Below are 12,299 nucleotides of genomic sequence, written 5' to 3' on the forward strand. Positions count from 1 at the left end.
TTTATCCCTGAGAGGACTATAAAGATTTGTGAAAAGTATAATTGACCCATCAGCGTTATTCATTGACTTAGACGTGCAGAAACGTCCTGCTGTGATTTCAGTTGTTGGCGCAGGGGGGAAAACCAGTCTGCTTTTTTGGCTGGCAGAGGTACTCCGGGCTAGTGGCAGACGTGTGTTAATTACTACGACTACGCATATGTTTATGCCAGTTTCTCATTGGCCTGTAGTTTTTTGCCGTGATCCTGCAACACTTCCTCATGCGTCTCTCACATCCCCCATTTTATTTTGTTTTCATCGTTGGAAAGCGATACAGGGGAAAGCACAGGGATTTTCGCCAGATGCCATTGATGCACTGGCGCAACGGTCGGAATGTGACGTAATTCTCATTGAGGCTGATGGCTCGCGTGGAATGCCGTTAAAAGCGCCGGATGAGCACGAACCTTGCATACCACGAAGCAGTTGTTGCGTGATTGCTGTGATGGGGGGGCATGTTTTAGGCGCAAAAGTTGGCGCGGAAAATGTCCATCGCTGGCCGCAGTTTGCCGACATTACTGGCCTGACGCCGGGGGCGACCTTGCAACTTAGCGATCTTGTTGCCCTGGTTCGCCATCCGCAAGGTGCGTTTAAAAACGTGCCATCAGGGTGTCGGCGGGTCTGGTTTATTAACCGTTTTTCTCAATGTGAGAATGCGATTGCGCAAAGCGAACTACTCAAACCACTGCAACACCACGACGTAGAGGCAATCTGGCTGGGCGATATACAAGAGTATCCTGCAATCGCGCGCAGATTTGTGAATTAGCGACCTGGGTATTCCGGGTTACTGAAAGGATATCGATTGAGGTTGGTATGAATATTTTCACAGAGGCTGCAAAACTCGAAGATCAAAATTGTCCGTTTGCTATGGCGCAAATTGTGGATAGCCGAGGCTCTACTCCCCGCCATTCTGCACAAATGTTAGTGCGTGCCGATGGTTCCATCGTTGGTACGATTGGTGGAGGAATGGTTGAGCGTAAGGTGATTGAAGAGTCGCTACAGGCATTGCAGGAACGTAAGCCGCGATTATTTCATGGACGAATGGCCCGTAACGGCGCGGATGCCGTCGGGTCAGACTGTGGAGGCGCAATGTCAGTGTTTATCAGCGTGCATGGTATGCGGCCACGTCTGGTGTTGATCGGCGCGGGGCATGTTAACCGGGCGATTGCCCAGAGTGCTGCGCTATTAGGGTTTGATATTGCTGTTGCCGATATTTATCGCGAAAGCCTCAATCCTGAACTTTTCCCGCCAGCAACCACGCTTCTACATGCCGATTCGTTTGGTGCAGCGGTAGAGGCGCTGGAAATTCGACCTGATAATTTTGTTCTCATTGCCACGAATAATCAGGATCGTGAAGCTCTCGATAAACTCATTGAACAGCCCATTGCATGGTTGGGGTTACTGGCAAGTCGCCGCAAGGTTCAGCTTTTCCTGCGTCAATTGCGTGAGAAAGGCGTGGCTGAAGAGCATATTGCCCGTTTACATGCACCAGTTGGTTATAACATTGGTGCGGAAACGCCGCAGGAGATCGCCATCAGCGTGTTGGCAGAAATATTACAGGTGAAAAATAACGCGCCGGGCGGGTTGATGATGAAACCTTCGCATCCTTCCGGGCATCAACTGGTGGTGATTCGTGGCGCGGGAGACATTGCCAGTGGAGTGGCGTTACGTCTGTATCATGCGGGTTTTAAAGTGATCATGCTGGAAGTTGAAAAGCCGACGGTGATTCGTTGTACCGTAGCGTTTGCCCAGGCCGTGTTCGACGGTGAAATGACAGTTGAAGGTGTTACTGCTCATTTGGCTTCGACCCCTGCGGAGGCGATGAAACTGACTGAGCGAGGATATATCCCGGTAATGGTGGACCCTTCCTGTTCGCTGCTTGATGAACTGAAACCGCTGTGCGTGGTAGATGCCATTCTGGCGAAACAGAATTTGGGTACGCGTGTGGACATGGCACCGGTAACAATTGCGCTCGGTCCTGGTTTTACCGCAGGAAAAGATTGCCATGCGGTTATTGAAACAAACCGTGGGCACTGGCTGGGACAGGTGATCTACTCCGGTTGTGCGCAGGAGAATACCGGTGTTCCAGGTAATATTATGGGGCATACCACCCGGCGGGTTATTCGCGCTCCGGCGGCGGGTATCATGCGCTCGAATGTGAAATTAGGCGATCTGGTAGAAGAGGGGGATGTTATTGCCTGTGTTGGCGATCATGAAATTAAAGCGCCGTTGGCTGGTATGGTGAGAGGCTTGCTGAACGATGGGCTGGCTGTCGTCGGCGGTTTTAAAATCGGTGATATCGACCCTCGTGGCGAAACGGCTGATTTCACCAGCGTTTCTGATAAAGCCCGGGCGATTGGTGGTGGTGTACTTGAGGCGTTAATGATGTTGATGCACCAGGGCGTTAAAGCGACGAAAGAAGTACTGGAAGTGGCTTAAATGAAAACGGCCGGATGGCATCGCCACCCGGCCTTTAACTTACTGGCAAATCACCGTTCCGGTTTTACCTTCAATCCCTTCTTTCGCTTTGCTTAACACGGTAATCAGCGCTTCGCGGCCTGCGCGAGAGCGAGCAAATGACGCGGCGGCTTCCACTTTCGGCAGCATCGAACCTTTAGCAAAATGCCCCTCATCAATAAAGCGTTCTGCATCGGCCAATGACAGGCGGTCGAGCCACTGTTCATTCTCTTTACCAAAATTAATTGCTACTTTCTCTACCGCAGTAAGAATGATCAGCATATCGGCATCGATCATTTCTGCTAAACGGGCGCTGGCCCAGTCTTTATCGATAACCGCGCTGGCACCGCGCAGATGGTTACCTTCACGAATCACCGGAATACCGCCACCGCCAACGGTGATTACGACCTGGCCGGAATCTACCAGAGCTTTTACCGTCTCTTTTTCAATAATATCAACTGGTTTTGGCGAAGCGACGACACGACGATAGCCACGACCCGCATCTTCTTTCAGGGTGTAACCCTGTTTTGTCAGTTGTTCTGCTTCCTGCTCGGTAAAGAATGAGCCGATCGGTTTGGTCGGATTGAGGAATGCCGGATCGTTAGCGTCGACTTCAACTTGGGTAACCAGCGTTGCAACGGGTTTATTAATGCCACGAGAAAGCAGTTCTTCCCGTAAGGCGTTTTGCAGATCGTAACCAATATATCCCTGGCTTAAGGCGACACAGACAGACATCGGCAGCATAGGCGAATGCGCTTCCGTTTTTGCGGCGGCTTCGAATGCCTGGTTAATCATGCCCACCTGTGGTCCATTACCATGAGTGACGATAACTTCATGCCCCTGGGCAATTAAATCAACAATTGCCTGAGACGTAATTTTTACCGCTTTCATTTGTCCGGCCAGATCATCGCCCAGCGCATTCCCGCCCAGGGCGAGAACAATTTTCTTACTCATTTTTCCTCACTCATCATTCTTGATTGTGTATAGATCCCTGGCAGTGGTTAGAACACGGGAGGGACAAACGGTTTGCGTCGCAGGAAACGTCCCCGTCCGGCTTTGCCTGTAAAGGTGCCGTCACAGAAAATCGTTTCACCACGGGATAGGGTTCTGACAATTGCACCCTGGCAGGTAAAGCCCTCCCAGGGCGAGTAGTCAGCATTGTCGTGGAGATGGCAATGCTGAATTTGCTGGCTCTGATGTGGATCTATAATCACTACGTCACCATCTGAACCGGGCGCTAATGTTCCTTTTTGTGGCCACAGGCCAAACAGTCTGGCGGGCATTGCACTGGTTAATTCAACAAAACGCTCCGGTGTGATACGTCCGGTCATTACGCCGCTGGAGAACAGCAACTGCATACGATTCTCCACACCGGGAAGGCCATTTGGGCAACGGCTGAAATCACCTTTGGAAATCTGCTGGCGCTGGGCCATTGAGAAGGTGCAGTGATCGGTCGCCACCACGTCAATCGCACCATCGCTGATGCCGCACCACAGCTTGTCCTGCTCGCGAACGTTGCGCAGCGGTGGGCTAAGAATAAATTTCATGCCGTCTTCTGCGTCATAACTACGTTCGTCGAGCAGAAGATATTGCGGACAAGTTTCAACCCAGACAGGCTGGCGGTTCGCGCGGGCAAGGCGCAGATAATCCAGGCCTAAGCCGTTAGACAGGTGGACGATATAGAGCGGTACGTTACCGGCAAGTTTTGCCAGGTTGATCATTCGGGCGATGGCTTCCGCTTCGCACTCCAGCGGTCGACTCAATGCGTGATAGCGCGGCGCGGTTAGCCCGGCAGCGATAAACTCCGCCCGCTTACTGGCGATAGCAGCATCATTTTCCGGGTGTACGGTGGTTAGCGCGCCGGACTCATGCAAACGGCGTAACGCCTGTAACACTTCGTCATCGTTGAGTTTGTATTGATAGGTTAAATAGAGTTTAAAACTAGTCAGCCCTTCTTCGACCATCATCGGAATTTCATCGAGGATAGCGTGATTGATATGCTGGATAACACCGTGAAAGCTGTAGTCGATGACCGCTTTATGGGCGGCATAACCACGATAAACTTCCAGTTGATGGCGTAACCGGCAGCCGTTTGGGCCAAATCCCATATGGTCAATAATGGTTGTTGTACCGCCACACGCAGCCGCGCGGGTGCCGGTAAAAAAATCATCACAACTGCGCGCAATGCCGACATCAATATTAAAATGCGTATGGACATCCACGCCGCCTGGGAAAACGTAACAGCCAGTGGCATCAATTTCTTCATAAGGGAGCTGCGGCGAAATATCGTTACCTAACTGGCGAACAATCCCGCTTTCAATCAGCAAATCCTGCTTTGCTTGCCCATCAGCGTTAACAACAGTGCCGTTTTTGATCAATACACGCATAGCAAACTCCAGAAACCCTCCGGCGAACCGGAGGGGAATAAGTGATGAATAATTATTCGGTTGCCAGCCAGCTTAATGGGATTGCCGCATACATAGCGGCACAGGTTACCAGGTGAGATTTCCAGGTTTTTTCGTTTGGCGCGTGCGCTTCAGGTTCTTTACCGGGGCCAAAGCCGATAACCGGAATACCGTGACGGCCCATGATGGAGACGCCGTTAGTTGAGAATGTCCACTTATCAACGACCGGTGCTTTGCCGAACAGCCCTTCGTAGGCATTCACCAGCGCTTTAACGGTGAAGTGATCTTCTTCTACTTTCCAGGTCGGGAAGTAGCATTCGGTTGGGTAAACCAGACCAGTCCAGGACGGACGGTCGTAGTTGTACATAGAAACGACTGCGTTGGCTTTCTGTACCGCAGGCAGCGCGCGGATTTCATCCAGTGCACCTTCCCATGTTTCGCCCCAGGTCAGACGACGGTCAATAGAAACTGCGCAACTGTCTGCGACAGCGCAACGACTTGGGGAGGTAAAGAAGATTTCGGAAACGGTCAGCGTACCTTTACCGAGAAATTCGTCATAGCCCAGACGTTGGGACAGTTCTTGTAATTCGCCAAGAATTGGGCCCATTTTGAAAATGGCGTTATCTCCGCGTTCTGGTGCAGAACCGTGGCAGCTAACACCCTGAACATCAACACGGATTTCCATACGACCGCGTTGACCACGGTAGACCTGGCAGTCGGTCGGTTCAGTACTGACCACAAATTCCGGACGAATACCGGATTGTTCAATAATGTACTGCCAGCACAGACCGTCGCAGTCTTCTTCCTGCACTGTCCCCGTTACCAGCAGGGTGTATTCATCTTCCAGCCCCAGATCTTTGATGATTTTACCGGCATAAACCATAGACGCCATGCCGCCTTCCTGGTCAGAAGTACCGCGACCGCCGATCAGTTCATCAGTTTCCATACCTTCGTACGGGTCGAATTCCCAGTTTTTGATGTTGCCAATACCGACGGTGTCGATGTGAGCATCCATTGCAACCAGACGCGGGCCGTGGCCGATATAACCGAGAACGTTGCCCATCGGGTCGATTTCAACTTTATCGAAACCTACTTTTTCCATCTCTTCTTTAATACGATGCACTACGCGTTTTTCATCGCAACTTTCGCTGGGAATCGCAACCATATCGCGCAGGAAGCGGGTCATGTCTGCCTGGTAATCTTTTGCTTTTTCAAGAATCAGTTTGAATGGAATATTCTTAGCCATTATTTTTCTCCAGATTTTTGACTCCCCGTTTGGCGGGGAGCTATTTCCAATAGGGTGATTATGGTGCTACAGAGTGTTTGCCTTCCCAGACAACTTCGCGGTAGTGCTTCACGTCAGTGTCGCCTTCAGTGCTGATAACCAGCACCACGGCATCTTTGTTCAGCGCCAGTTTTTCCATCAGACTTTGACGTTGCGGGTGATAATGAACAGCCGCAAGAACGCCTAAACCGACAGCGCCAGATTCACCGGAGATGATGCGCGGATCGTTGCCGTAGGGATTACCCAGCACGCGCATACCTAATGCGGCAACGCTGTCCTGGCAGGAGATGAATTGGGTGGCACAGTTACGTAAGATTTCCCAACCCAGCGGATTCGGTTCGCCGCAGGCCAGGCCCGCCATGATGGTGGCCATATCGCCGCCAACGTTAACGATGTCGCCTTTGACGCCAGAGCGATAAATACAGTCAGCTTTGTCAGGTTCAACAATGATGCTGTGCAGATTTTGAGGACTATAGACATCCACCAGATATCCCAGCACGCCGCCGGCCATTGCGCCGACGCCAGCCTGCAGCAGGACGTGAGTTGGCGTAACGCCCATTTCACGCATTTGCTCAACAGCCTCATCCGCTAATGTGGCGTAGCCCTGCATGATCCAGGTTGGGATTTTGGTATAGCCTTCCCAGGCGGTATCTTGTACGACTTCCCAGCCGTGTTGCTGAGCGTGTTGCATAGTCAGGCGGACGGTATCGTCATAATTCATGTCGGTGACGATGCACTCGGCGCCGAGGTTCAGAATGGCGTCTACACGCTCCTGAGCAGAACCTTTCGGCATGTAAATCACCGCGTTTTGACCGAGTTGTTGAGCAGCCCAGGCAACACCGCGCCCGTGGTTGCCGTCGGTGGTGGTGGCGAAGGTCATCTTTTCGCCAATGGCATTTTTCAGATGCTCAAATGACAGTGTTTCGATATCCAGATGATATTTTTCGCACAGTAACTGAGCGATAGCGTACGCACCGCCGAGCATTTTGAAGGCGTTCAGACCGAAGCGTTTTGATTCGTCCTTAACGAGAATTTTCTTTACACCAAAAAGAGTTGCGAGATCGTCCAGCGCACAAAGCGGTGTTGGGCGATAGCCAGCAATTTTCTGGTAAAACTGGCGCGCCAGTTTTGCCTGGTTTTGCGAAAAGAGCGGTGATGTTTCGCCGTTGAAAAATTTGTTATCGACGATATCAACCTTCAATGAGAAAACGGACATATCCTATCCTTTTGGCCTCTGGAAATAGAGAGCCGACCTGCCGATCGGCTCGAGGGGTTATTTCACGCGTTCTTGCGCTTCTTTCAGCAGTTGTTCGAGCAGTGCACCAGGTTTGGAATATTTACGGGAAAGGATCATCGCGGCGATGATATAGGGTTTCCAACTGGCTTCTTTGTAGGTAGCGATACGGTATTTTTCGAATACGCCTTCCGTGACTTCACCTTCTTTGCAGGATACGCCGCTAATATCGGCTGGCAGACAGTGCATATACAGGGCTTCACCGTCGCGGGTGAGTTCCATCATCTCTTCAGTGCAATGCCAGTCTTTATGTTGCGCGTTCTGTGCCAGGCACTGTTTTTCCAGTGCTTTTAAGCCTTCGTGATCGTTCGCGCGCAGCAGTTCAGTTCGCTCTTCCATCACTTTATAAGGTGCCCATGACTTCGGATAAACGATGTCTGCGTCTTTGAATGCTTCTTCCATGCTGGTGACCTGACGGAAGCTACCGCCGGATGCTTTAGCGTTGTTTTTAGCCACTTCAACGACATCCGGAATCAGGTCATAGCCTTCCGGATGAGCCAGGGTGACATCCATACCGAAGCGAGTCATCAGGCCGATAATGCCTTGCGGTACAGAGAGCGGTTTACCGTAGCTTGGGGAATACGCCCAGGTCATGGCGATTTTTTTACCTTTCAGGTTTTCCAGTGAACCAAAGTGTTCACGTAACCATGCCAGGTCGGCCATAGACTGAGTCGGGTGGTCGATATCGCATTGCAGGTTAACTAAAGCCGGACGCTGCGGCAGTACGCCCTGTTTGTAGCCGTCGTCAAGCGCGGCTCCCACTTCACGCATATAGGCGTTGCCTGCCCCCAGATACATATCGTCACGAATACCGATAGCATCGGCACAGAAGGAGATCATATTGGCCGTTTCACGAACGGTTTCGCCGTGCGCAATTTGTGATTTACCTTCATCAAGATCTTGCTGCGCCAGGCCGAGCAGATTAAGCGCGGAAGCATAAGAAAAACGGGTGCGGGTAGAGTTGTCGCGGAATACGGAAATACCTAATCCACTATTAAAGACTTTGGTCGAGATGTTTTCAGCACGCAGTGCTTTTAACGCTGCGGCAACGTCCAGTACTTGTTTCAGTTCATCTGGCGTCTGTTCCCACGTTAACAAAAAATCTTTCTCGTGAAGGTGAGAGGTCAGCGAATTGATATCCTTAATCAGCTCATTAACAGTTTTCATCATAAAGTCCCGATAGTGGAATGACAGGCAAAGTGGTTTATTTCACTGTGACATGCCAATGTGATTGGTGTTTTCACAGCTATACCAGGAACTAACAATAAACATGCCAGAATTATCTGCATGGTTATGAAATGCTAATTTAACGAATAATGTGTGGGTTTGATCACAAATTATTGATGTGCTATGGAACATCAAAATATACGGAAACGATTGGCTTTTTTTATGCAGTTATTTATTTGCTGCTAAGCATCAGAAATAAGATAAAGAGGCAGGTAAATCGTCGTCAGTTTGATAAATGCACTCCCGTAATTCTCATATTGATATAGAAATGTGATATTACTTCCATAATTTCATTAGAAAATGATAAAAATCCTATGTTTTTAGCAAAGCTATATTTGTCTGAGTTAATATCGTCATGACCTGTGAACCATCAACGTCTTCAATGATCGACTTTTAAGTGATTCTGGAAGGTAAAGCTATGGAGCTTGTTTCTACGCAGTCAGTATTGATGCAAATTCAACCAACAATTCAGCGTTTTGCCAGAATGCTAGCCAGCGTTTTGCAGCTTGAGGTTGAGATCGTTGATGAAAACTTGTGCCGCGTCGCTGGAACTGGCGCATATGGGAAATTTCTTGGTCGCCAGTTGAGTGGCAACTCGCGCTTGCTCCGCTATGTCCTCGAAACCAAAACCGAAAAGGTTGTGACACAATCTCGCTTCGATCCCCTTTGTGAAGGTTGCGACAGTAAAGAGAGTTGTCGTGAAAAGGCATTTCTGGGCACGCCTGTTATTCTACAGGAACGCTGTGTCGGGGTAATAAGTTTGATTGCTGTTACTCATGAGCAACAAGAACATATCAGTGATAATTTACGCGAATTTTCAGATTACGTTCGCCATATATCGACTATTTTTGTTTCAAAGCTTCTGGAAGATCAGGGGCCAGGAGATAATATAAGTAAAATATTCGCTACCATGATTGATAATATGGATCAGGGAGTATTAGTTATTGATGAAGACAATCGTGTTCAGTTTGTTAACCAGACTGCATTAAAAACTCTCGGTGTTGCTCAAAATAATATGGTTGGGAAACCTGTTCGTTTCAGGCCATTAACATTTGAGAGTAATTTTACTCATGGCCATATGCAGCATATCGTTTCGTGGGATGATAAAAGTGAATTGATAATTGGTCAGTTGCATAACATACAGGGCCGACAGTTATTTTTAATGGCATTTCACCAATCTCATACCAGTTTTTCCGTGGCGAATGCCTCTGATGAACCGCATATTGAACAATTAGTTGGCGAATGCCGGGTTATGCGGCAATTAAAACGACTCATTAGCCGCATTGCGCCTAGCCCATCCAGTGTTATGGTCGTTGGTGAAAGTGGCACCGGGAAAGAAGTGGTGGCTCGCGCAATCCATAAGCTGAGTGGACGGCGGAACAAACCATTTATTGCTATCAACTGTGCGGCGATTCCGGAGCAGCTTCTGGAGAGTGAGCTGTTCGGTTATGTTAAAGGCGCATTTACTGGCGCTTCAGCCAACGGCAAAATAGGGTTGATTCAGGCGGCGAATACAGGCACGTTGTTTCTTGATGAAATTGGCGATATGCCATTGATGTTGCAGGCTAAATTACTGCGAGCTATTGAGGCGCGTGAAATCCTGCCGATTGGTGCCAGTAGTCCAATACAGGTCGACATCCGCATCATTTCTGCAACCAACCAGAATTTAGCCCAGTTCATTGCCGAAGGTAAATTTCGCGAAGATCTCTTCTACCGACTCAATGTCATTCCTTTAACTTTGCCACCGCTGCGTGAACGTCAGGAAGATATTGAACTGCTGGTGCATTACTTTTTACATCTACATACCCGTCGTTTGGGATCGGTTTACCCAGGTATTGCTCCCGATGTTGTGGAGTTACTGCGTAAGCATTATTGGCCAGGGAACCTGCGAGAGTTAAGCAATCTGATGGAATATCTGGTCAACGTTGTTCCTTCTGGTGAAGTCATTGACAGCACGCTTTTGCCACCCAATCTGGTAAATAACGGTGCGATGGAGCAAAGTGAGATGCCAGAAGCTTGCGAGGCACATTTGGCACTTGATGATACTGGCGGCACGGCGCTGGAGGAGATGGAAAAACAGATGATACGCGAGGCGCTTTCACGTCATAACAGCAAGAAGCAAGTCGCTGATGAACTGGGTATCGGCATTGCTACCCTCTATCGTAAGATTAAAAAATATGAGTTGTTAAGCGTGTAACCACGGTAAATCCGGCCTGAATTCAGGCCGGATTTCGTTTTACTTCGTTTCTTCGCAGTCCAGTACTGTATTCACAATCATCTGATAACCGGTGCAGCGACAGAGATTTCCCGCCAGGCCACGACGAATCTCCGTAATGGTTAATGGTTTCTCTCGTGGTTTCGCCAGCATTGCCGTGGTGGCCATAATCAACCCTGGCGTACAAAAGCCACACTGCACTGCGCCGGATTTCGCATAAGCCTGTTGAACATGAGAAAGTTTGCCACCTTTTGCTTCGCCTTCCAGCGTGCGGATCTCTTTTCCTTCAGCCCATGCGGCCAGGTATAAACAACTGTCGATTGCCGTTCCGTCAACCAGTACTGTACAGGCACCGCATTCGCCAACGCAGCAACCTTGCTTGACACTAAGCAGTCCTTGTTCGCGGAGCATCTCCGAAAGTGGCATTCCTGGTGCGGCGTGAAGCTGAAAAGGCATACCGTTAATGACACATTCAATGGTAATACTTTTGCTGTGATTCATTGCAATGTTCCCCCCGCCGCGGCGACGGCTTCGCTAATGACTTTTTTGGTCATCGTCTGGATGAGATGCAGACGAAACTCTTTACTTGCACGCCAGGAAGAACGCGGGGCGACATCCTGTAGGACTGATTCGCTAATAGCTTCCAGCGTTTGCTGAGTTAATGGCGCGTTTTGTGCAGCCTGTTCAGCATGTTGGCAGCGAATCGGCGTTGGTGCGGCAACACCAAATGCCAGGCGTAATTCACTGAAATTGCCGTTGTCCAGGCGGCAATGAGCAGCGCAACCGATGGTTGAAATATCCATCGCGTCGCGCATGGCATATTTAAAATGCGCGCTACCTGCATGTTCTTTCGGCTGCGGTGGGAAATGAAATGCGACAAGGATTTCATCATGCTCAAGGGAAATCTTGCCCGGCCCGGTATGAAAGCCGTTAATCGGGACGAAGCGAACACCGCGCGGGGAGTGGATCTCCAACTTCGCGTCATATATCAGTGTTGGCGTGGCTGAGTCTGCGCTGGTGGCACCGTTGCAAATATTTCCACCGTAGGTCGCGACGTTACGGATCTGCGGCCCGGCAATTGACGAAGCCGCAGCACATAACGCCGGGAGATGACGCTGGGTTAATAGATTTTCAATTAACTGGGTAAAGGTCGTCGCGGAACCGATTCGTAGCGCGCCATCTTCCGCCAGCGTAATCCCCCGAAGCTCTGCCAGATTGTGGATATCAACAATATGACGGTAACGGTCATTGTGATGGTGGAGCTGAATCAGCACGTCAGTGCCACCGGCGAGCAGTTTGGCCTGCGGATTGTGAGTCAGCAGGTTGATGGCATCGGCAAGGGTGGTTGCGCGATGGTAAGATGCAAAATCAAACATGATGTTA

Annotated in this window: 10 protein-coding genes; 3 read left to right on the plus strand and 7 right to left on the minus strand. The window is 49.8% G+C overall.

Going from position 1 to position 12,299, the window contains the following annotated elements; all coding sequences use genetic code 11:
- The first annotated feature begins 28 nt into the window (after positions 1-28).
- The gene (gene yqeC / locus BEA93_RS01295; RefSeq protein ID WP_010378585.1) at positions 29-799 is read left to right on the plus strand and encodes a selenium cofactor biosynthesis protein YqeC; all 771 of its coding nucleotides are present in this window, start codon (positions 29-31) and stop codon (positions 797-799) included.
- A 47-nt stretch (positions 800-846) separates the two neighbouring features.
- Positions 847-2,472 carry a selenium-dependent molybdenum cofactor biosynthesis protein YqeB gene (gene yqeB, locus BEA93_RS01300; protein WP_001020352.1) on the plus strand — a complete coding sequence of 542 codons (1,626 nt, stop codon included), beginning with the start codon at positions 847-849 and terminating at the stop codon, positions 2,470-2,472.
- 39 nt (positions 2,473-2,511) lie between these two features.
- On the opposite strand, the gene arcC is transcribed toward yqeB, so the two are convergent.
- The 5 genes from arcC to ygeW are packed head-to-tail and all read right to left on the minus strand — an operon-like array spanning position 2,512 to position 8,641.
- On the minus strand, positions 2,512-3,444 hold the full coding sequence (gene arcC, locus BEA93_RS01305; RefSeq protein ID WP_038355428.1) for a carbamate kinase: 933 nt from the start codon (positions 3,442-3,444) through the stop codon (positions 2,512-2,514).
- A gap of 47 nt (positions 3,445-3,491) precedes the next feature.
- Positions 3,492-4,877 carry a D-phenylhydantoinase gene (hyuA, locus tag BEA93_RS01310; RefSeq protein WP_016262500.1) on the minus strand — a complete coding sequence of 462 codons (1,386 nt, stop codon included), beginning with the start codon at positions 4,875-4,877 and terminating at the stop codon, positions 3,492-3,494.
- Between the two features lie 52 nt (positions 4,878-4,929).
- Positions 4,930-6,141 (minus strand): YgeY family selenium metabolism-linked hydrolase, encoded by a 1,212-nt coding sequence (locus BEA93_RS01315; RefSeq protein WP_001107131.1) that lies wholly within the window; start codon positions 6,139-6,141, stop codon positions 4,930-4,932.
- Between the two features lie 58 nt (positions 6,142-6,199).
- Positions 6,200-7,396, minus strand: coding sequence for a diaminopropionate ammonia-lyase (gene dpaL, locus BEA93_RS01320; protein ID WP_105224350.1), 1,197 nt, complete (start codon positions 7,394-7,396; stop codon positions 6,200-6,202).
- A 57-nt stretch (positions 7,397-7,453) separates the two neighbouring features.
- On the minus strand, positions 7,454-8,641 hold the full coding sequence (gene ygeW, locus BEA93_RS01325) for a knotted carbamoyltransferase YgeW (RefSeq protein WP_001360948.1): 1,188 nt from the start codon (positions 8,639-8,641) through the stop codon (positions 7,454-7,456).
- A 478-nt stretch (positions 8,642-9,119) separates the two neighbouring features.
- Here ygeW and BEA93_RS01330 point away from each other — a divergent pair, with 478 nt between their 5' ends.
- Positions 9,120-10,898, plus strand: a complete 1,779-nt coding sequence (locus tag BEA93_RS01330) for a sigma-54 interaction domain-containing protein (RefSeq protein WP_001517013.1) — start codon at positions 9,120-9,122, stop codon at positions 10,896-10,898.
- Between the two features lie 39 nt (positions 10,899-10,937).
- On the opposite strand, the gene xdhC is transcribed toward BEA93_RS01330, so the two are convergent.
- On the minus strand, positions 10,938-11,417 hold the full coding sequence (xdhC, locus tag BEA93_RS01335) for a xanthine dehydrogenase iron sulfur-binding subunit XdhC (RefSeq protein ID WP_001016641.1): 480 nt from the start codon (positions 11,415-11,417) through the stop codon (positions 10,938-10,940).
- Positions 11,414-12,292, minus strand: a complete 879-nt coding sequence (gene xdhB / locus BEA93_RS01340) for a xanthine dehydrogenase FAD-binding subunit XdhB (RefSeq protein ID WP_105224349.1) — start codon at positions 12,290-12,292, stop codon at positions 11,414-11,416. Before xdhB ends, xdhC begins: the two co-directional genes overlap by 4 nt.
- Positions 12,293-12,299: the final 7 nt, after the last annotated feature.

This window comes from Escherichia sp. MOD1-EC5950, from assembly GCF_002965345.1.
GTDB classification, from domain to species: Bacteria; Pseudomonadota; Gammaproteobacteria; order Enterobacterales; family Enterobacteriaceae; genus Escherichia; species Escherichia marmotae.

Bases quoted from the DNA above. Each gene is read 5' to 3' on its own strand.
- BEA93_RS01330 (WP_001517013.1), top strand. From the start codon at position 9,120: ATGGAGCTTGTTTCTACGCAGTCAGTATTGATGCAAATTCAACCAACA.
- xdhB (WP_105224349.1), bottom strand. From the start codon at position 12,292: ATGTTTGATTTTGCATCTTACCATCGCGCAACCACCCTTGCCGATGCC.
- dpaL (WP_105224350.1), bottom strand. From the start codon at position 7,396: ATGTCCGTTTTCTCATTGAAGGTTGATATCGTCGATAACAAATTTTTC.
- BEA93_RS01315 (WP_001107131.1), bottom strand. From the start codon at position 6,141: ATGGCTAAGAATATTCCATTCAAACTGATTCTTGAAAAAGCAAAAGAT.
- xdhC (WP_001016641.1), bottom strand. From the start codon at position 11,417: ATGAATCACAGCAAAAGTATTACCATTGAATGTGTCATTAACGGTATG.
- yqeB (WP_001020352.1), top strand. From the start codon at position 847: ATGAATATTTTCACAGAGGCTGCAAAACTCGAAGATCAAAATTGTCCG.
- hyuA (WP_016262500.1), bottom strand. From the start codon at position 4,877: ATGCGTGTATTGATCAAAAACGGCACTGTTGTTAACGCTGATGGGCAA.
- arcC (WP_038355428.1), bottom strand. From the start codon at position 3,444: ATGAGTAAGAAAATTGTTCTCGCCCTGGGCGGGAATGCGCTGGGCGAT.
- ygeW (WP_001360948.1), bottom strand. From the start codon at position 8,641: ATGAAAACTGTTAATGAGCTGATTAAGGATATCAATTCGCTGACCTCT.